Below are 19,169 nucleotides of genomic sequence, written 5' to 3'. Positions count from 1 at the left end.
ATTGCTAAAATCTGAAAGTATAAGTCCAAGTGCCTTTATCGGTTTTAATCTTAGCCTCTTTAAGATTATCACAAACGGGTATGCTAAAAGCTTCGCCAAATTTTAAGGGAATTTCTATCGTATTACCTTGCTCTTTCATGTTTTTGATTTTTTGATTCAATTGAGCGAGTTTTTGAGTGAGCCGTTTTCTTTCTTTTTGTCGTCTTTGTTGGTTTTGCTTTTGTTCTTGTTGTTGTATCTGTGGGTATGCTTGTTGTTGTTTTTTGATAGACTCAGAGAGTTCGCTTAACTCCTTTTTAACCTCTAGATTCACTAGATTTAGAGCGTATTGTTTATATCTTTGAAGATAGGCTTTGCCTAGTTTTTGGCGTATATTCTCTAAGTATTGATCGGTTTTATCGTTCTGTTCTTTTGCTAAATCATAGTATTTTTTTTGAGCTTCTTTTAACTGAAAATATTCATCTTGCCATGTTAAGAAATGATTTTGTTCAAGAACTCGGTATTTTTTTTGCAATACATAATCCTCTCGTATAATATTTAGCAAATATTTTACATCGGTAAGCTGGTTGTAGTCTTTCTCTCCTATAATATTTTTAATGTAATCGTCAAGATAGTATTTGTATCTTTGAAGTCCAGACTTATCACAACCTTTTAGAACAAGATAATTATCGATTCCATAACAAAATTTTTTATAATCTTTCTTATCCATATCTTCTATCCATCCAGCGCGTGCATCATCGTAAGCATAGCTAAATCTAAGAACAAAACGAGAGAGATCATCAAGACTGTTTCCAAAAAATTTTATAGAATAGAGTTCTTTATCTTCTGGTGCTTTATCACTGCAATCCCTATCGTCGCACTTATAGGGAAAACTTGGGACAATAGAGTTAAATATATTCCTAAAGCCTTCATTGTCTAGATCATTAAAAATAAGATCATTAATATTTTTATACCACAATTCATCGTAAGTGTTTATGGAATCAAGCTCCTTTTGGACTTCCTTTTGAAATGCCTTTATTCCTTCAATCTGCTGTTTGTATTCTCGTATCTGATCTAATAGTGCGGAAGATTCGCTATTATATTCCGTGTTTATTGCTAGTTCTTTAATTTGTTGCATAATTTTGTTTCTTTTTCTTTCATAGCTTTTTAAGCTAGTGTTGCTATTTATTTTGCTTTTGCAATTCCCCCTATTAAGCTCAATATTTTGAATGATAACATTATCTGCATTAGATGATATTTTAAGATAAATTTCCTCATAGGGCTCATAAGTAAAGTTATTAAACTTTGGTTCTACTTGTTTAGACACTTCAATAGGTGCACCCCCAAATAAAGGCATTGCCAATGCTAAGCTTAATGCTCCTAATCCTTTTAATAAGTTTGTTTTCATATTTGTCCTTGCAAGTTGATTTGGTTAGATAGTTTATCAAGAGTAGTGTGAGTAAAACTTTCTAAAAATAGAGATGCATCATGCCCTATTTTGAAATTTTCCATTGAAAATGTTAAGTTGCCATTGCTAAGAGAATGAGCGATTTGTAATTCTTCATAAATCCATGCTGAATAAGTAATGCGTGAGTTTCCTTGATGAGAGATGCTATTGGAACTTTTTACAAACACAAAATAAGGGCATTTTGCAATCATATCTTGTAAAGATTCTCTAAGAATGAGCGTGAAAGCATCTTTAATCCCGCTCACATCACTATATTTTTCCATTTCTTTTAAGATATCATCTTTATAATCCCAAAAGAGTGAGTCTATAAATACCGAGTTAGGATAATTGGTTGATTCCAAATAGGACTTGATAGTTTTAACGCCTAAATAACTATCGTTTTTCATATCAATATGTGAATGAGAAAGAAAAACCTTAGTTTTACTTAATCGCTCTTGTAAGGGGTTGAAAAAGGCTTCTTTAATCTCGTTGCGTTTTAGTAAAATGTCTTCATTATTTTTTAAGCTCTTTTGAATTAGGTTTCTAATCTTATCAGCTACTATGGGTATATTTGAAATCGCTTGATTATCGTTATAGAGGGATTTAAGTTTTTTATTTTCTTTTAAAATTTTTTCAACATGGTATTTAGTTAGTGTGTTGCGATTTTCTTTATCTTCTAAATCAATTATATAGGCTTTTTTCATATAATTCCTTTTATTTTTTACTCATTATCAAATTTTTACAAATACTTTTTATTTTAAGTTTTCTTTAAAATCTTTTGATTATAGTAGACTTAGACTTAGACTTAGACTTAGCTTAAATAGCGTGAAAATTAGGGTTTCAAGGGATTTTGGAGATTTTAAAAAGTAGAGGTTGAGATAGGCTCAAAAACGATTGGAATTTGTGGAAAAATCAATCGTTCTTAGCTATTTTATAAAGATTATTTTTCATTTTGCCATGCGTTTAAAGGCTCATTATCCCATGTGCCATACAAAGAGTTAGGTAAAATAATCCACTCTGTGCCGAATTTTTGAGCGTTTTGTAGCACCTTTTTTTGTTGTTCTTGGCTGTTCTTGGCGTCTTTAGCAAAAATAGCATCAAAATCATGCAAGGTATCGCCAATTTGCAAAATTATCGTATAATCTTTAGCAACTAATTTACGCCTTATCTCTTTAGGCTTGTCTTTTTCTTCTAATAGCACAGATACTCCACTCACTTGGGGGAGTTTTAAATTTTTAAGCATTTTTAATACTAAGGCTTTGTTTTTATGGGTGCGATTAGAAACATAAAAAATCATTACTCCCTTAGAATGAGCGTATTCTAAAAAGTCTAACGCTCCGGCAATTAGCTTAGAAGTCCCTTGTTTTTCATAATTATCCCAAGTTTCTTTAGTGTATTTAATACAATTTTTAATTAAATAGCTCGCATAATCCGAAGTGTCTAGAACCGTTTCGTCTAAATCTAAGATGATAGCGGGCTTTCTATCTTTGATAAGCTTAAGATTATTGTCTAAGGCTATTTTTGCCATTTTGTAAGTCTGTAGTTGCAAGGCTTTTATTTCAGCGCTTTGTTGATGATACTTAGCGCTCCTTGTGATAGGCGAAACGCATTCTTTAGCATTTAAAACGCTTGCTAAAGATAATGCCACTAAGCCTAATATCATTTGATTTCTTATCATTACAACACCTAATTAAGTTTTTTGGTATTATAGCCTAAGAAATGATTGCTTAAAAATAGGTAAAAATAATTTTAAAAGATTATTTTTTACCAAATTTTGTCATTATGCCATTCATCAAACCATTCTCCAAGTTTAAAATGTTCTGCTAGATACACTGCAGAGAAAAGGAGAGCTAGTCTAGCTCCACTTATTATAAAGTCAATACTACTCCACCTTACGCCGTTAATGATACCGACAACGCCATTAAAAACTAAATAAAGTGAGACACAGCCACTAATTATTCCATATAATAAAATGAATACATATTTTATTGAATGATTTATTTTTTTGGCTCTGTTAAAACATTGTATTGATAGTTTATTTTATAATAAATAATATCATTAATATGATATAAAAAATAGACTTTGTTCTAATTAAATATTGATAGACACTATTTTAAAACAAATATAAATAACTAAAAACCTTTTATTTTTTAGTGTTTCTTTTATTTTTTAGGTTGTAGGTGCTAACTTGTGCTTATCTCTTTTAAACTTTACTTATTAACAAACAAACATTTCTTAAGGGGGATGAGGGGGAGAATTTTAGAAATAATACCCCCCTTATCCCCCTTATTTAAAAGACATTTAGTCTTTTTAAAACTCAAAGAAACCCCCTAATAGCACTTTTAAAGGTTATCACTTGCTCCACTTCGTTTCGCAAGTTCTTTTTATTATTGTTTTAAAAAAATGCTTACGCATTTTTTTAGTTATCAATACAAAATTAAAAATAGAGCCATGATTTTTTAATCATCAACACTTTGTTTTAACAGAACCTATTTTTTATTTATCTTTAGAAACTATATATCCAATTCCAACTAATAAAACAAAAGCAATGAACATAGCAGAGCCATGTGAAAATCCTTTATCTTCAAGGCCTCTAACTAACTTTTCCCCTCTATTACCTTGACTATCGTGTGAGTGCCTATGTTTATATGATTCTTGTTCACAACCTACAAATACCAAGCTACTAAAACCGATAAAAAACAATAAATACCATTTACCTAAAAATTTCATGTTTATTCCTTTTGTGATTAAAATTTACTTGCTATGCTTGGCTTTAATCTTCAATCTCTACATCTATTATGTTATTGTTATGGCTGATTGTTCTCAAAGTATTTGCGAGTTCATCTGCCTTTTTCTCTGCATCAAGTGCTTTTCTATATCCTTCGGCAGCCATTCTGTATCCCTCAGATTCTTCTTTGGCTATATTGTATAATTCTTTAAAAACTTGTTGCATATCTGCTCTTTCACATGCTTTTGCAAGACTGCCATGCTCGTTTTTCATATTATGAGTGAGTTCAGATGCGTTCTTTTTCTTATCCATAAAAAATCCTTTTACTTAATTTAAAAACTTTTCATTATAGTAGACTTAGACTTAGCTTAAATAGCGTGAAAAATTTAGGGGTGTTAGAAATTATAGGACTAGCAAGGGATTTGAGTGGGGGGGAATAGTAAAAAAATCGTTTTTTAATTTTTAGCTCTTTATGTTATATTAAGTGTTTTTACAAAGCATACTTTTTCAAACCAAAAGGCATTGTTTTTTTTAAAAATGAATTTATCCAAGACATTTTATTTTACACTTTTTTTAGCTTGCGCTTTTTTAATGGCCGCAAATTTTTTGGTTAAAGGTTCAAGCCTTAATCTTATAGCTTCATTAAGCGGGGTGTTATACGCATTTTTTGCTGGAGAGAAAAAGGTTGTTTGTTTTTTCTTTGGGTTTGTTTATAATATTTCCTATGCTATTTTAGCCTATTTATGGGGGTTGAAAGCGGAAGTGATTTTAAATCTGTTTTTATATATGCCTATGGGAATTTATGGATTAATCTCATGGAAAAAATTAGAGAATTTAGGGGAAGTAAAAATTAGAGCCTTAGACTTAAAAATGCGTGTTGTATTAGCACTTAGTATAGGGGTTCTAACCTATTTGGGCGTATTCTTTTTTGACTGGATACAATCTAATTATATTTTGTTAGAGAGTTTTATTTTTGTGGCGTTTATTGTAGCCTTTATTTTGCAGGTGTTGCGTTTTGTAGAGAGCTATTTTTTGGTAACTTTGGGTAATGTAGCCTCTATTATCGTGTGGTTTTGTATCTTTCAAATCTCTACAAAGAGCTTAACACAACTTCTCACAACGATTTTATTTCTTTTTATTGGCATGTATTATTTTAAGCGCTGGAACGGGTCATGCAAGCAGTGATTTTAGCTAATGGGGAGTTTCCTAAGTCAAAAAAATGCTTAGAAATTTTAAAAAACGCCCCTTTTTTAATCGCATGCGATGGGGCTATTTTACCCTTGCATAAGCTAAAAATTAAACCAAGTGTAGTGATAGGCGATTTGGATAGCATTGACTCAAACTTAAAAGCCTTGTATAACCCCATATGTATAAGCGAACAAAATAGCAACGATTTATCCAAAGCCTTTTTTTATGCCTTAAATAAGGGCTATAATGATTTTATTTTCTTAGGATTGAATGGTAAGCGAGAAGACCACGCCCTAGCGAATATTTTTTTATTGTTTGAGTATTTTAAATTTTGCAAGAAACTCCAAGCGATTAGCGATTATGGTATTTTTAGGGTGCTAGAAACCCCTTTTACTCTGCCTAGTTTTAAAGGGGGGCAAATTTCACTTTTTAGCTTGGATTTTGAGACTAAATTCACTTCCAAAAATCTCAAATACCCTTTAAAAGATTTGCGTTTAAACACGCTATTTTGTGGAACGCTCAATGAAGCTACGCATGATTTTTTTAGCTTATATTCTATGCCTAAAAGCGTTGTGCTTGTGTATCAAAAATACTAGCAAGCTTATACAAGCTCGCTAAATTCTATAATAATCGCTCGTATTGTTTCAAAAGATTTTTCTTGATAGAGCAATCTGTATGGAAAGTTATAGAGTAAGATACTTTCATCTAGGGGGTATTGTTGTTGGTAGGATTTAAAATAACATGCAATGCCCTTTAAATTTTCAAGGTTGTCAGAGCTTTCTTTCTCATAACTTGGAGTGGGGAGATGATGAATAAAGCGATTGTATTTGTCTAAGCACCAAGATTGATATTCGTAAGTATAGATAATAAAGTTATGCCAATATTTATCTATGATTGTAGAAAGCATTCCTTGATGTTTGGTATTTAACCAACGCTCAAACTCTTGGTGTAGAATTAGTGGGTTATCTTCTAGCATTTCTATAACTTGCTTATGCAAATTATCTTTTTGCAATTCTTTTAAGGTTCTTTGGGCTATTTCTTCAATTCTATAAGTTTTTTCCCATTTATCGCCCACTTTCTTTAAGAAAAATTGTGAAGAATTAGCCAAATTTTCTATCTCGCCAACATGGTTTTCTAGCATTGTTGGGTCTTTAACAACTTCTTCTAGCCTAAAAGGACTAGAAGTTTTATGGTTATGGACTTGGTAGTTTAAATTCTTTAAAAAACCAAGAAATTCATTGGTTATGGTTGGCAAATTTTAACCTCTTTCGCATTCTGGTCCATCTATTTTGCAGTCATCATCATCTGTTGGATAAAAGCTTTTGCAACCACTTGCTTCAAAAATCAATTTCGCTTGATATTTACTTTCAATGTTTTCGATTGCTTGTTTAAAATTTTCTTGTGTCATTTAAAATTCCTTTGCATTTTTTCATATATTGTTGGACTCATTGCCACTATTGCTTGTTTGAGAGAAGAAATTTGTTTATCTTGCTCGACTACAAGCTCAATGAGCATGGGAGCAGCTTTGGCACATTTCATCACGGCTTCTTGACCTCCCATTTCACTAAACTCGCAATTATTTCTAGCACCACCTGTTAATTTTCTATGGGTTGTTGTGCTATGAAAATCATCGCCTCTCTTATAGTATTTTTTAATCTTAGGCATTTAAAGCTCCTAATTCAAATTTGACTTTTCAGTCATTATTCATTATAGTTGCCTTTGCTTAAATAGTGTAAAAATTTTGGGGTCTTATAGTTTGTGTGGCTTTAAAACCATTTGTTTGATTGGGTTAATATTTTAAGAGCAAGGGATATAAAATGAGATTATCCCAAGCTTACTATTTCAAAATCATTTTTCTAATAGTCCTAACAACGCTTTTTTATAAATTAATGCCGTTTTTTCATCTTTACCCTCAAAGCGAGTAACTAAACATGGGGTGGTGTTGCTTGCTCTAATGAGTCCAAAACCATGTTCAAAAACCACTAATGATATTTTCTGATTTAATCTGTTATTTTTAGGAAATAAATATTATTATAATATTAATATATTATTTAAATTTTAGAACTATTTTATATAATATTATCAATACATCTTTTATTTTATGAGTTATCTTAATTATTAGATATAATTCGAGTAGGACAATGCAGATGGAGTGAGATTTAATTGCATGATTGAAAAACTTATCAATTCTTCTCTTTTTTATGTTTTTTATGGAATATTAGTTCTATTTGGGATAATTTTTTTTCCTTTTTTATGGGTGCTTAGGAATTTATCTAATAGGGTTTTACAATCTATGACTTCAAAAACCTTTGTTTATTCTCAAAAACTTGTGGATAAAATGCTTTCCATGACCTCATCTAAAACTCCAAAAAATTGCAAAAAATCGTTGTGCATTGTACGGTTAGATTTAATTGGAGACTATCTATTGTGGCGTAATTTCTTAGTGCCATTAAGGGCACATTATAGTGATTATAAGATTACACTTATTCTTAATTCTACAAATAAGACTCTTGCTACAGCCTGTGATGGTCAAATAGTAGATGAATTTATTTTTTTAGAAGATAAATATTGGGAAAAATATTTACTTATTATGAATTCTTCTTGCAGATTAAAAGATTTACTTTTCTACCTACCTCAATTTATTTTAACACGCTATAGTGACCTTCTGAGGCTAAGAAAGCAAGACTATGAAATTATTATTTCTAATGTCATGTATTTTAATGACCCCATCAAGGAGGATGTTGTAGTTAAGCATTTAAATGCTCCTATCAAAGTTGGTGCTTTTTTTGAAATCCCCATAAACCATTCCCTAAATATTTCTGTAAGAAACACTAATAGAACAAGAAGTGCTTTTTACACACATATGTTTTACCCAGCAAAAACTCCAACATTTATGTTTAATCGTAACAATGATTTTTTTCAAAGCTTTTTAAGGACTTTTAAAAATATTAATTTAGATCCGGTTAAGTTCTCACTAAAACTGCCCAATCCTCCTTTGGTAACTCCGCAGTTTGAGAGTGTCAAGTGCTCTTTAAAATACCCTTACGGTGTGTTGGCGCTAGGTTCAAGCGTTTCGTCCAAATGTTTTATGCGTTTTCACATTCTTGCTAGATATTTAAACTTGGAGTTTCAGCTAGTTATTTGCGGAATGGGTGCAGAGGATGAGAAATTAGCAAGAGAGATTCAAAGGCATCATTCTAACTGTATTTCTTTGGTCAATCAGACCAGTTTATTAGAGTTTGCCTATATTATTCAAGATGCTAGTTTTGCAATAGGTAATGATTCAAGTATTGCACATTTCGCTTGTGTGCTAAATGTGCCTCATGTCTTTATTGTGAGTAGCGGACTTGCTTATTCTTTTGCTCACCCGTATCCCAAAGAGTTTCATGGTAGTCATCATACCATCTATCCTAAAGAATTTCAAGACCTTCTAGACAGAGAAAATGGTATGGATCTAGCTATTGCCTCTTTTTTAGATTGTCCTTTAGATGTGAACCTAGTTAATCCTAATGCCATTATAGAATGCATTAAAAAGCACGCTCCCCACTTGCTAAGAGATAATATCCCGCCTAATGTAGATAAAGATTATTTTATAGAAGAGGTGTGAAGTAGCCCCAACAACGCCCTTTTATATTCTAACGCCGTTTTTTCATCTTTACCTTCAAAGCGAGTGACTAAACATGGGGTGGTGTTGCTCGCACGAATGAGTCCAAAACCATGTTCAAAAACCACTCTCACACCATCAATACTGATAATTTCTTTGATTTTAGGGAAGTTTTCTGGCACATTTTGAAGTTTATTTTGTAAATTTTGAATGACTTCAAATTTTTCTTCTTCGCTCACAAAGATTTTTTCTTCAGGCGTGGTGTAGGAATAGGGGAGATTTTTAATAGTATTTTCTAAATCATTTGGGGTTTGCTTAAGCATTAATTCTAAAGCTCTCAAAGCTGCATAAAGGGCATCATCATAGCCAAAATAACGCTCTTTAAAAAAGATATGCCCACTCATCTCGGCTGCAAAATGTGCGTTAGTTTCTTTAAGCTTGACTTTTAAATTGCTATGCCCGGTTTTATACATCAGCGTCTTACCAAAACTATTGATAGTGTTATACATCACTTGAGAGCATTTGACTTCACCTATCACAAAAGGGGTAATGCCTTGATTGTATAGGTGCTTAGCAAATAATATGGCTAATTCATCGCCTGCATAAATATGATTAGCCCCTAGCATGGCAATCCTATCTGCATCGCCATCAAAAGCAAAACCTATAGAAATAGCATTTTCTTGCATATGTGCTTGTAAGTCTTGTAAATTTTTAGATTCACTTGGGTCTGGGTGGTGGTTAGGAAAATTGCCATCAGGTTCACTATAAAGACTGCTAAAATCAATATTTAGTGCTTTTAAAATAGGCACTAAGGCTAACGCTCCCACACCATTACCAAAATCTAGGGCAATTTTGTGTTTGAAATCTTTTAAATGCTTAAAATCGTTGATTAAATAGTTATGATAAGCTTCTAGGGCATTGACTTTTAAAGGCATTTCTTTTAGGGGTTTAACTTCATATGTGGCGTTTTGCGTGGTGTTTAAAAGCGTGTCTTTTAAAGCTTGAATATCCTTGCCATAAAAAGGGTTGTTATTGAGTGTGATTTTAAAGCCGTTATACTCCTTTGGATTATGAGAGCCAGTTATCATAATGGAGTTAGGGCATTGAATGCTATCTATCTCATTAAAGGTCGCAAAATACGCCACCGGCGTAGGAATAAGCCCTAAATCATACACTTTTAAACCCACTTGTTGTAATCCTGCACTCAAAGCTTCAAAAAGTTTTTTTCCATGCACCCTTGCATCATAGCCCACAAACACACCCTTGCTATATTGTTGCATGATTTTTCCTAGCTCTATGCCGATACTAAAAGCGATATTTTCATCTAAAGTTTTGGGATAAATGCCCCTAATGTCATATTCTCTAAAAATACTTGTATCCATTATTGTTCCTTATTTTTAAGTAAATCTAAACCTTGCTCGCACAAGCTTTGCCATGGGTTTGTTTTATCTTTTTGTTTTAATTTGACACATTTTTCTAAGCTCTCTTTAGACTTTGCTTTTTGGTTGCTTAAATCTAATAAACTAGATTGTAAATACAAGGCTTTTTGATGATTTTCTACAGAAAGTTTGTGGGTTAAAAGTTTTTCTAGCACTTCTAAGGCTTTGAGATAGTCTTTGGTCATTCTATAAGCATCAATAAGAGCAAATTCACTAAAAGGTGTGTAAGAATAGTCCTTGTAGGCATCTTGTAGTTTTAAAAGATTTGTGGCATAGATTTTGATACTTTTGGGGTCTTTTTCATTCTCTAATAGTTTAAAATAGACTAATGTCATACGCTTATCGTCTTTGAAATGCTTTTCTAAAAACGCATAAATCTCTAAAGCTAAATTTTTTTCATTATTTTGTATATAGTCTGCAAATAAAATAAAAGCGATATTATAGAACTCTTTTTTATCCAAACTTTGAGCGAGTGTTAAAGCGTCTTTAGAAGAAAGAGTGGAATTTTTAAAATCCCCTAAGCGGTAATAATTACGCCCTAAACGATAAAGCCATGGCAATTTCTCACTAGGGGTTTTAGCTATTTTTAAAGCGTTTAAGGCAATGGTTTGTGCTTTTTGATTAAGTGAAGCAAAATACAAGCAATCAAATGCATCGGCTTGCTGATTTTTTTCTAAAGAAAACTCTTTGATTTGAGCTAGGTATTTTAAGGCTTGTTTGCAGTTGTTTTTACTTAACATTTCTTTAGAAAGGGTGTTGAGAGTTTTTTGAATGAGAGGAAAATCTTTAGGTAGAGCTTGGCGCATGTTTAAAACTTCGGTGTAGCGTTTTTCATCAAAGAGTAATTGGGCTTTTAATTCAGTAGCTTTTAGGGCGTCATTAGAGTTAGGAAAATTTTGAATGATTTTATCGTAGTGAGCGATTTTTTCTTGCGTGTTCCCACTCATAGAAAAAAGCACATTTTCATCTCTAGTCCTTACAATAGGTGCATGCGCTAAGTCTCCATAGGTTTCTAAATACTTTAGATTATAAAGATGAGCGTTCTTAAAATCCTTAATCCTTGCATACAACGCCCCTAAATCATAGAGCGCTTGTTCTTTAATCTTTAAGCTATCATCTTGTTGGATAAGTAGCTTGGCTACTTCAATAGCGCTTTCATTCATTTGATTTTTTTTAAGCATAGCAAGCAGTTCTAAACCTAATTGAGCATGTTTAGAGATGTAAGAAGGGTTAGCTTGAATGACTTTATGAATGAGAAGATTGGCGTTATTGAAATTTTGATACATAATTTCTATTTCAGCCCAGCTCAGAGCAATTTCGCTTGCACTCTCTTTGTCTTTAGCGCTAGAGAGCGCTTGTTTAAACATAGAGGTTGCCCCGCTTAAGTCCGTAGCATTAGCTGCCTCAATGGCTAAACGCATTTGAGCTAAAGGAGCGTAGCGAGAGTGTTTGTATTCTAAAAGAATGCGTTTGTAATGGCGGATAGCTTGCTTATAATTGTTGTTTTCATCTAAAGCTTTTGCTACATAGTATAGCACTTCAGGGATATTGGGGTCGGTAGGATAGTTTTTAACCCATTTAGTGCCAATATCTATTAACAAGGTTTTTTTAATGCCTAGTTTGCTTAAGGCAATGATTTCTAATTGATACAAATCCTTTTTAAAAATGGTTTGGGGGTAATTTTTAAAAATACGACTAATGGTGCGCAAGGCATCAAAATACGCTTGTGCCTCCACTTGATTTTTTGCCTCTAAATAGGCGTCTAAATCATAGCCTTTGGTAGTTACTAGGGGCTTGCTATCAATGTCTAATTCTTGAATGATAGGGGTTTGCACATCTTCAATGACGATAGGAAAATTCAACCCCTTTTGAGTGGTGCTTTTTTCGCTTAAAAAAGGCAAGGTTTGGTTATAGCCTATGATTTGCCACATTTTAGCCTTGGAGTCGTTTTCTTGAAAAAGTGGCACTGCATTTTTATAATCTCTAGCAAAAGAAAAAAGCGCTTGTCGGCGTAAAGGTTTTGGCTTGATATACAAATAGAAATGCCCTTTAGAGACAGAAGAAGTGATTTTAAAAAAAGCGTTTTCTACAGGAGTAAAACCCTCTTTAGGAACAGAATCTATCATGCAAGTTATAGGGCGTTTCACTTTAAGGGGGGCAGTTATTCCACTATGGGGTTTTTCATCGCTATACGCACAAGAAAAGGCGTCGCTATGGCGTAAGGTTAGAACAGAAAAACTTTGTTCCTCTTCCTTGCCTTGAGTGAGAGTGAAACTTAAGGCTTGGAGAGAATAAGCATTTAAAATTGCAAGGATTAAGCAATAAAAAATCCTTGATGATTTAACCCACAAATTCTAATAACCCTTGCACCATAAAAATTGAGAATAAACAAATAAGTGCCATAGAGGCTGCTACTCCATAAATAGGCATAGTGGCGTTTTGGGTATAAATATCGCCATGCCCTTGAGTTTGCGTAGGCTTGTTAAAAAACATCGCTACTAGCCAGCGGAAGTAATAAAAAGCAGCCACTGCACTATTGATGAGCATAACAAGTGCTAAGAGCACATAGTGGTTTTCTAACGCGCTTTCAATAACCAAGAATTTCCCCCAAAATACGCTAAAAGGTGGCACACCAGCTAAACCAAAGATGAAAATAGCGCCTAAGATAGCGACTAAGGGGTGCGTTTTGATAAGACCATTGAATTTAGAATAGGGGTGGTCATAGCGCTCATCCCATGTTTTTTCTCTACTCTTTAAGAGCCATAAAATACCAAAAGTGCCAATGTAAGTGAATGCAAACATAAACCAATAGACAAACATAGCTTTTTGACTCTCTGGGGTGTGAATAAACACACAAGCTAGAGCAAAACCAGAATGTGAGATAGAGCTATAAGCAAGCATTCTTTTAACATCTTCTTGCCATAGAGCAATAAAATTTGGAAGAGTAATGGTAATAAGAATAAGAGCGTAAAAAACATTTTCTACCCAAGCAATGTGGGTATCCATAAACACTCCAAAAATGCGAGTAGCAACAACAAAACCAGCGATTTTAGGCACAATAGAAATATAGCTTGCAAAAATAGGGTTATTGCCCTCATACACATCAGGCATCCAAGTATGAAAAGGCACTAAAGAGACCTTGAAACCAATCGCTCCAATAAGAAAGATAACCCCTATAGCAAAAAGCATGGGGTGTGTGATACCCTCTGTGCTAAAATGAATGCTTATATCATTAAGGTTTAAGCTACCGCTAAGTAAATAAAGTGCCATAGCCCCCATAGAAAAAAACGCACTCGCCATAGCCCCCATAGTAAAATACTTAATGCCAGCCTCTAAGCCATAGCGTTTGTTGCTTAATGCCATTAAAACGCAAATAGGCAAAGATGCCGTTTCTAATCCAATAAGCATTAAGAGCAAGTGATCGCTTGAAACCATAAATTGAAAACCAGCTACAATAAATAAGTATAAGGGGTAAAATTCAGCGGTTTGAAATTCATTAAAGCGTTCTTTAGAGAGAGCTAAGAAGATGAGTAAAAAGGCTGAAGTTAAGATGATAATTTGTGATACTAGCGAAATATTATCTAAAGTTAAAAACCCAAAAAACGCACTATCTTGTTCTTCAAGACCTAGAGTAACTAAAAAATCTAAGGCTAAAAAGAGCATGCATAAAAACACATTCAAATTGCGTGAAAATTTTGAAGTGAATGCGTTGATTAAAAGCGTGAAAATCCCTCCACACACTACAACGAGCATGGGCAAAATACTTTGGAGCTTGAAAGCATCAAATGGAATGTGAATGCTATTTAACAACATGGGTGGCCTCTTTATTTTTAGGGTTCTCTTGCAACAGACCCACTAGGGGTGTTGCACGAATTTGCATAATCTCTAAAAGCTGATTGGAGCCTTGTTCAATGGGTTTTAAGAGCAATTTAGGATAAATCCCCAAGATTAAAATTAAAGCTAAAATAACGCTTAAAACTCCTACTTCACGAGCATTTAAGTCTTCAAATACGCTCACTTGATTACTTCCTGCTTTTAATTTTCCAAAAAAGATATTTTTATAAGAGCTAAGCATATAAATTGCTGATAAAATGATGCTCGTTCCAGCAATAATGGCAAAAATTGGATGGACTGCAAAAAAGCCTAGCAAACTTAAAAATTCCCCTACAAAACCAATACTTAAGGGCATGCCAACATTTGCCATTAAGACCACCATAAAAAAGGTTGCAAAAATAGGAGCCGTTTTGGCAATCGCCCCAAAGCGAGCGATTTCTAAACTGCTCGTTCGTTCTTCTAAAATGCCAGCGAGCATGAATAATCCCATAGCTGTAATGCCATGCGCAAACATCATAAACACCGCCCCAGAAATCCCCTCAATATTAAAAGAAAAAATCCCAAGCACCACTACACCCATGTGTGAAAAAGAGCTATAAGCGATGAGAGTTTTTAAATCCTTTTGAGTGTAAGCTAAAAAGCCTCCATAAATAATCATACAGAGCGCTAAAAAAGCGATAGGGGTTAAATACATCTCTGAGAGATTGGGAAAAAGCGGAAGCAAGAAGCGTAATAGCGCGTAAGTTCCCATTTTAGAAAGTAGGGCTGAGAGCATAACAGAACCTAAAGTAGGAGCGTTAGAATAAGCGTAGGGTAACCATGTGTGTAAAGGAAAGAGCGGAATTTTAACCGCAATCCCTGCTAAGAAAGCTAAGAAGAGCCAAATTTTGACTTCTTTAGGAAAACTTAATTGATACCAATCTAAAATATTAAAGCTCCATGCTCCATAATTTTGTGCGTAGTCATACCCAATGTATAAAATGCCTAAGAGCATGAGTAATGATGCTAAAAAGGTATAAAGGAAAAATTTCATGCCAGAATAGACTTTATTGTTGCGGCCAAAACGCCCAATAAGATAAAGCACCGGTAAAAGCGAGACTTCCCAAAAAGTGTAGAATAAGATCACATTTAAAGAGGAAAACACGCCCATTAAAATGCCCTCTAAAAGCAAAAGACAAATGGCGAAGTCTTTGCGATGCTCTTTAACATAAATCACAGATAATAGCACTACAATAGCGTTTAAAAGCAACAAAAAGAGTGAAATCCCATCAATACCCACATGATAATTCACGCCAATTTGATAAATCAATTCTTTAGTCTCTTCAAATTGCATGCCTATGGCTTGATTTTCAAACCCATGCCAAAGTAACAACGCCAGCAATAATTCAATCAAAGCAATGACAATTGCATACGCTCTACTAGCTTGCGCACTCATAAAGAATGCGAACACAGCACTCAGCATGGGAAAAAAAATCACCACACTTAAAAGATGTGTATGTAAATATTCCATTTCTTATCTCCCAAAAACAGCCACAAATACTAACAAGATTAAAACCCCAACTACCATAAAGCGTAACATGGAAGTTAAATTTCCATCTTGGCAAGCCCTAAACGCACGCCCTATAACAAAAGTGCTTCTGCCTATGCTATCTACTATCGTATCAATGATTTTTAATTCTACAACTTGGTGTAAAAACTTTGCTATAGTGCTAAAAATACCTACAATCCCTAAATAAAGCTGTGGGATATAATATTGATTGAGTAATAGTTTGTATAAAAAGCCACCCTCTTTTTTAGAAGTGATACCATTTTTATATTTAAAAATTGCATAAGCAATGCTTAATAATACCACTATAGTAGTGATACTAATTAACAGAGCTAAAGGGACTGGATATTCCTCAACATTAGGGATAACTTTAGCAATAAAATGGAAGAACGGCTCTTCAAAGAACCCAGCAATAACAGCTAAAATTCCTAAGGGCAACATGCTTAAAAGCATGAAATTTTTAGCCTCATGGGGGTGATGGATTGCATGTTGCTTGGGTGCGAAAAATACGAGCATAATCAATCTAAAACTATAAAAGGCAGTAAAAACCGCTCCAATCAAAAGCACAAACCATAAAACATGATGGTGCATTCCAAAAGCCACTTCTAAAATCTTATCCTTAGAAAAATATCCTGCAAAGGGATAAATACCACATAACGCTACTGAGCCTATAATCATAAAAATAGCTGTAGCTCTCATAGGCTTGTATAACCCTCCCATTTTGGTAATATCTAAATTGTCTTCCATAGCATGCATAACATTTCCTGAGCCTAAGAAAAGAAGTGATTTAAAAAATGCATGCGTGAATAGATGAAAGAGAGCTATAGAATAAGCTCCAAGACCCGCCGCTACAAACATATAACCCAATTGAGAAAGCGTAGAATAAGCCACAATGCGTTTCAAATCCTTATTGACTAAGGCCATGCTCGCTCCAAAGAAAGCCACAAACGCCCCTAAGCATGCGATAAAATAACCCACTTCAAAAACAGCGCTATACAAGGGATTAGCCCTAATGACTAGATACACTCCAGCGGTTACCATAGTTGCAGCATGAATGAGAGCAGATACAGGGGTAGGCCCTTCCATAGCGTTTGCTAACCATGTGTGCATAGGAAATTGCGCGCTTTTTCCCATAGCACCAATAAAGAGCAGAACGCTAATATAAAAGAGCATTTGAGAATCCACGCTATTAAGGGCGTTAAAAACTTCCTTATATTGAAGAGTGCCAAAATTCCAATAAATCAAAATAATACCCATAAGCATGCCTAAATCTGTGATTCTATTCATCACAAAGGCTTCAATAGAAGCGTTATTTGCGCTTTTCTTGTGATACCAAAAGCCAATGAGTAAGTAAGAGCATAATCCAACCCCTTCCCAGCCAATGAAAAGTCCTAAGAAATTATCGCTCAAAACCAAAATAAGCATAGAAAACACAAAGCCAGAAAGATAAGAAAAATAGCGGTTAAACCCTTCATCGTGTTCCATATAACCTATGGAATACACATGCACTAAAAAAGAGACTAAAGTAACAACTACAATCATCACAGCATTGATATTATCTAGCATAAGAGAAAAGCCGACCTTAAAATGTCCAATACTAATCCAATCAAATAAATATTTTTCATAGCTTTGATTATGCCATGCTTGAATGAAAAGAATAACAGCACTTACTAAAGAAATAAGCACGCATAAAGAATTAAAGATGCCTACATGCAATACTTTAGTTCTAGCTCCAAACAGCCCCGCATAAACCGCACCAATTAAAGGCAAAAACAATACGACAGATAATAAAGAAGAATACTGCATGTTTAACCTTTCATAGCGTTTAAAGAATCAATATCTAGGCTCTTGTGTTTTTTGAACCACAAAATCACCAAACCCAAACCAACTGCTACTTCACTAGCAGCAATTGCAACAATAAAGAGTGCAAACATCTGCCCGTCTAAATCTTGCTTGTATTTTGAAACCGCTACAAAGCCGATATTAATCGCATTGAGCATGATTTCTGTAGAAAAAAAGAGCAACAAAATGTTTTTACGCTTAAGCATTCCAGCCAAGCCAATGCAAAAGAGTAGCCCTGAAACAATTAAATAATGGTTTAAGCCTATCATAGAGATTCCTTTACAAATTGCGCGTTATTTTTCCCATGGATTTTTTGAATCCCTGTAGCGATTCCTCCAATCATAGCCACTAAAAGCATTAAAGCCGCCGTTTCAAAAGGAATCAAGTAATTAGTAAAGAGCGCATAACCAATTGCTTTAATGTTAGGGATTTCTGAATCAATGGCGTTTTGAGCGTTTCCAAGATGAGCGAGCTTTTCTCCAATGCTAGGTGCACTAAAAATTAAGGTAAGCAGTAGCGCTACTCCAAACGAAAGCACGCACAAGATTTTAGGGCTTTGCTTACGCTCAACTACTTCAGCAGCCGAGTTAAAAAACATCATGCCAAAGGCATACATTACAATGACAGCCCCTACATAAACCGTAATTTGCACCACGCCTAAAAACTCAGCCCCAAGCAAAAAGAAAAAGGCTGAGATAAACACCATGCTACTAGCTAGTGCGGTAATGGCATAGAGAATATTAGTCGTAGTGATGACTACTAATGCCATGCTTAAAGTAAGGATAGCAAAGAAATAAAAGGCAATTGTTTCAAACATTACGCATCTCCTTTGTTGGTTTCTGTGCCTTGAATAGGGGTTTCTTTAGTTTTTTCTTCAGTCTTTGGCGCTTGTGGGGTATTTTCTGTAGATTGTTCTTCTGTTTTAGCGTTTTCTTGTGTGCTGTTTTCTGTGCTTACTTCTTCTTTAGGCTCTTCTATATAATCTAAAGGAGTAGCCTTTATGCGCTCATTGTAATTAGGGCTTACTGAACCAAAACCTAAAAACTCTTTATGCGAGCCATTTTTAGCGTCTTCTTCGCTAGTTAAAAATTCACTTTTAGAGCCATATTGAGAGCGTTGGGTGCTGGCATTTTCAAACCTATTACCCATAACAATCGCTAACTCAGGGCAGACTTCCGCACATAACCCACAATAAATACAACGCCCTAAATTAATTGTATAAGAATCAATCTTTTTGCGGTTATCTTCGCCTTTGTGCGTGATAATTCTTATGCAATTGCTCGTGCAAATCTTTTCGCACAGCCCACAGCCAATACACCTTTCAGAGCCTGAGTCTAAAAGGCGTTGCAAATTATGCACCGCACGATAGCGTGGGCTTAAAGGAAGTTGTTCCATAGGATAATGAATGGTTACATTAGGGCTAAAAAATTCTTTAATCGTAAGCCCTAAGCCCTTAAACAAATCCAAACCCAGACTTGTTTTTATAGTATCTTTAAAATGCTCTGTAGCACTTTGAATTTCGGCTCGTTTAGGAAGTTGCTTGTATTCTTGTTTTGCCATAA

19 protein-coding genes and 1 pseudogene are annotated in these 19,169 nt (G+C 34.2%); 3 read left to right on the top strand and 17 right to left on the bottom strand.

What is annotated here, in order from left to right; translation table 11 throughout:
• Positions 1–4: 4 nt before the first annotated feature.
• The 5 genes from C6H25_RS08710 to C6H25_RS01920 form a co-directional block, all read right to left on the bottom strand.
• The gene (locus C6H25_RS08710; RefSeq protein ID WP_199768911.1) at positions 5–1,387 is read right to left on the bottom strand and encodes a hypothetical protein; all 1,383 of its coding nucleotides are present in this window, start codon (positions 1,385–1,387) and stop codon (positions 5–7) included.
• Positions 1,384–2,130 (bottom strand): TIR domain protein, encoded by a 747-nt coding sequence (locus C6H25_RS01935; RefSeq protein ID WP_104747809.1) that lies wholly within the window; start codon positions 2,128–2,130, stop codon positions 1,384–1,386. Before C6H25_RS01935 ends, C6H25_RS08710 begins: the two co-directional genes overlap by 4 nt.
• A 236-nt stretch (positions 2,131–2,366) precedes the next feature.
• Positions 2,367–3,104 carry a 5'-nucleotidase, lipoprotein e(P4) family gene (locus tag C6H25_RS01930; RefSeq protein WP_199768910.1) on the bottom strand — a complete coding sequence of 246 codons (738 nt, stop codon included), beginning with the start codon at positions 3,102–3,104 and terminating at the stop codon, positions 2,367–2,369.
• An 818-nt stretch (positions 3,105–3,922) separates the two neighbouring features.
• Complete coding sequence (locus C6H25_RS01925; protein ID WP_104747808.1) at positions 3,923–4,156, bottom strand: hypothetical protein; 234 nt, start codon at positions 4,154–4,156, stop codon at positions 3,923–3,925.
• A gap of 43 nt (positions 4,157–4,199) precedes the next feature.
• Positions 4,200–4,466 carry a hypothetical protein gene (locus tag C6H25_RS01920; protein WP_104747807.1) on the bottom strand — a complete coding sequence of 89 codons (267 nt, stop codon included), beginning with the start codon at positions 4,464–4,466 and terminating at the stop codon, positions 4,200–4,202.
• Between the two features lie 225 nt (positions 4,467–4,691).
• Between C6H25_RS01920 and pnuC the strand changes: the two genes are divergently transcribed.
• Both pnuC and C6H25_RS01910 read left to right on the top strand, forming a co-directional pair.
• Entirely contained in the window at positions 4,692–5,339 is a 648-nt protein-coding gene (gene pnuC / locus C6H25_RS01915) for a nicotinamide riboside transporter PnuC (RefSeq protein ID WP_104747806.1), read from the top strand.
• Positions 5,327–5,938: a thiamine diphosphokinase gene (locus tag C6H25_RS01910; RefSeq protein ID WP_104747805.1), complete on the top strand. Its 612-nt coding sequence runs from the start codon at positions 5,327–5,329 to the stop codon at positions 5,936–5,938. The genes pnuC and C6H25_RS01910 overlap by 13 nt, the downstream gene beginning before the upstream one ends.
• A 5-nt stretch (positions 5,939–5,943) precedes the next feature.
• Here C6H25_RS01910 and C6H25_RS08790 read toward each other — a convergent pair whose 3' ends face one another.
• The 4 genes and pseudogenes from C6H25_RS08790 to C6H25_RS01890 all read right to left on the bottom strand — a co-directional run.
• On the bottom strand, positions 5,944–6,597 hold the full coding sequence (locus tag C6H25_RS08790; RefSeq protein ID WP_233707301.1) for a hypothetical protein: 654 nt from the start codon (positions 6,595–6,597) through the stop codon (positions 5,944–5,946).
• Positions 6,598–6,600: 3 nt separating this feature from the next.
• Positions 6,601–6,750: a hypothetical protein gene (locus C6H25_RS08705; RefSeq protein WP_199768909.1), complete on the bottom strand. Its 150-nt coding sequence runs from the start codon at positions 6,748–6,750 to the stop codon at positions 6,601–6,603.
• Positions 6,747–7,007 carry a hypothetical protein gene (locus C6H25_RS01895; protein ID WP_104747804.1) on the bottom strand — a complete coding sequence of 87 codons (261 nt, stop codon included), beginning with the start codon at positions 7,005–7,007 and terminating at the stop codon, positions 6,747–6,749. Before C6H25_RS01895 ends, C6H25_RS08705 begins: the two co-directional genes overlap by 4 nt.
• 183 nt (positions 7,008–7,190) lie before the next feature.
• Positions 7,191–7,325 (bottom strand): annotated as a pseudogene (locus C6H25_RS01890) (hypothetical protein); the annotation flags it as partial.
• A gap of 355 nt (positions 7,326–7,680) precedes the next feature.
• Here C6H25_RS01890 and C6H25_RS01885 point away from each other — a divergent pair.
• The gene (locus C6H25_RS01885) at positions 7,681–8,949 is read left to right on the top strand and encodes a glycosyltransferase family 9 protein (protein ID WP_233707303.1); all 1,269 of its coding nucleotides are present in this window, start codon (positions 7,681–7,683) and stop codon (positions 8,947–8,949) included.
• Here the strand turns inward: C6H25_RS01885 and C6H25_RS01880 are convergent.
• The 8 genes from C6H25_RS01880 to nuoI are packed head-to-tail and all read right to left on the bottom strand — an operon-like array spanning position 8,928 to position 19,167.
• Positions 8,928–10,328, bottom strand: coding sequence for a phosphomannomutase/phosphoglucomutase (locus C6H25_RS01880; RefSeq protein WP_104747802.1), 1,401 nt, complete (start codon positions 10,326–10,328; stop codon positions 8,928–8,930). The genes C6H25_RS01885 and C6H25_RS01880 overlap by 22 nt on opposite strands.
• Complete coding sequence (locus C6H25_RS01875) at positions 10,328–12,736, bottom strand: DUF7494 domain-containing protein (RefSeq protein WP_104747801.1); 2,409 nt, start codon at positions 12,734–12,736, stop codon at positions 10,328–10,330. Before C6H25_RS01875 ends, C6H25_RS01880 begins: the two co-directional genes overlap by 1 nt.
• Positions 12,726–14,198 carry an NADH-quinone oxidoreductase subunit NuoN gene (gene nuoN / locus C6H25_RS01870; RefSeq protein ID WP_104747800.1) on the bottom strand — a complete coding sequence of 491 codons (1,473 nt, stop codon included), beginning with the start codon at positions 14,196–14,198 and terminating at the stop codon, positions 12,726–12,728. The genes C6H25_RS01875 and nuoN overlap by 11 nt, the downstream gene beginning before the upstream one ends.
• Positions 14,185–15,729, bottom strand: a complete 1,545-nt coding sequence (locus C6H25_RS01865) for an NADH-quinone oxidoreductase subunit M (protein WP_104747799.1) — start codon at positions 15,727–15,729, stop codon at positions 14,185–14,187. Before C6H25_RS01865 ends, nuoN begins: the two co-directional genes overlap by 14 nt.
• A gap of 3 nt (positions 15,730–15,732) precedes the next feature.
• Complete coding sequence (nuoL, locus tag C6H25_RS01860) at positions 15,733–17,571, bottom strand: NADH-quinone oxidoreductase subunit L (protein ID WP_104747798.1); 1,839 nt, start codon at positions 17,569–17,571, stop codon at positions 15,733–15,735.
• Positions 17,572–17,573: 2 nt separating this feature from the next.
• Entirely contained in the window at positions 17,574–17,876 is a 303-nt protein-coding gene (gene nuoK / locus C6H25_RS01855; RefSeq protein ID WP_104747797.1) for an NADH-quinone oxidoreductase subunit NuoK, read from the bottom strand.
• Complete coding sequence (locus C6H25_RS01850; RefSeq protein WP_104747796.1) at positions 17,873–18,424, bottom strand: NADH-quinone oxidoreductase subunit J; 552 nt, start codon at positions 18,422–18,424, stop codon at positions 17,873–17,875. The genes nuoK and C6H25_RS01850 overlap by 4 nt, the downstream gene beginning before the upstream one ends.
• Positions 18,424–19,167, bottom strand: coding sequence for an NADH-quinone oxidoreductase subunit NuoI (nuoI, locus tag C6H25_RS01845; protein WP_104747795.1), 744 nt, complete (start codon positions 19,165–19,167; stop codon positions 18,424–18,426). Before nuoI ends, C6H25_RS01850 begins: the two co-directional genes overlap by 1 nt.
• Positions 19,168–19,169 lie beyond the last annotated feature (2 nt).

Source organism: Helicobacter cetorum (genome assembly GCF_900198405.1).
Classification (GTDB): Bacteria; Campylobacterota; Campylobacteria; order Campylobacterales; family Helicobacteraceae; genus Helicobacter; species Helicobacter cetorum_C.
This window is presented reverse-complemented; position numbering and strand designations above follow the sequence as displayed.

Excerpts from the sequence above, each read along its gene's own strand:
- C6H25_RS08710 (WP_199768911.1), bottom strand. The coding sequence starts at position 1,387 with ATGAAAACAAACTTATTAAAAGGATTAGGAGCATTAAGCTTAGCATTG.
- C6H25_RS01935 (WP_104747809.1), bottom strand. The coding sequence starts at position 2,130 with ATGAAAAAAGCCTATATAATTGATTTAGAAGATAAAGAAAATCGCAAC.
- C6H25_RS01930 (WP_199768910.1), bottom strand. The coding sequence starts at position 3,104 with ATGATAAGAAATCAAATGATATTAGGCTTAGTGGCATTATCTTTAGCA.
- C6H25_RS01925 (WP_104747808.1), bottom strand. The coding sequence starts at position 4,156 with ATGAAATTTTTAGGTAAATGGTATTTATTGTTTTTTATCGGTTTTAGT.
- C6H25_RS01920 (WP_104747807.1), bottom strand. The coding sequence starts at position 4,466 with ATGGATAAGAAAAAGAACGCATCTGAACTCACTCATAATATGAAAAAC.
- pnuC (WP_104747806.1), top strand. The coding sequence starts at position 4,692 with ATGAATTTATCCAAGACATTTTATTTTACACTTTTTTTAGCTTGCGCT.
- C6H25_RS01910 (WP_104747805.1), top strand. The coding sequence starts at position 5,327 with ATGCAAGCAGTGATTTTAGCTAATGGGGAGTTTCCTAAGTCAAAAAAA.
- C6H25_RS08705 (WP_199768909.1), bottom strand. The coding sequence starts at position 6,750 with ATGACACAAGAAAATTTTAAACAAGCAATCGAAAACATTGAAAGTAAA.
- C6H25_RS01895 (WP_104747804.1), bottom strand. The coding sequence starts at position 7,007 with ATGCCTAAGATTAAAAAATACTATAAGAGAGGCGATGATTTTCATAGC.
- C6H25_RS01885 (WP_233707303.1), top strand. The coding sequence starts at position 7,681 with ATGCTTTCCATGACCTCATCTAAAACTCCAAAAAATTGCAAAAAATCG.
- C6H25_RS01880 (WP_104747802.1), bottom strand. The coding sequence starts at position 10,328 with ATGGATACAAGTATTTTTAGAGAATATGACATTAGGGGCATTTATCCC.
- nuoN (WP_104747800.1), bottom strand. The coding sequence starts at position 14,198 with ATGTTGTTAAATAGCATTCACATTCCATTTGATGCTTTCAAGCTCCAA.
- C6H25_RS01865 (WP_104747799.1), bottom strand. The coding sequence starts at position 15,729 with ATGGAATATTTACATACACATCTTTTAAGTGTGGTGATTTTTTTTCCC.
- nuoL (WP_104747798.1), bottom strand. The coding sequence starts at position 17,571 with ATGCAGTATTCTTCTTTATTATCTGTCGTATTGTTTTTGCCTTTAATT.
- nuoK (WP_104747797.1), bottom strand. The coding sequence starts at position 17,876 with ATGATAGGCTTAAACCATTATTTAATTGTTTCAGGGCTACTCTTTTGC.
- C6H25_RS01850 (WP_104747796.1), bottom strand. The coding sequence starts at position 18,424 with ATGTTTGAAACAATTGCCTTTTATTTCTTTGCTATCCTTACTTTAAGC.
- nuoI (WP_104747795.1), bottom strand. The coding sequence starts at position 19,167 with ATGGCAAAACAAGAATACAAGCAACTTCCTAAACGAGCCGAAATTCAA.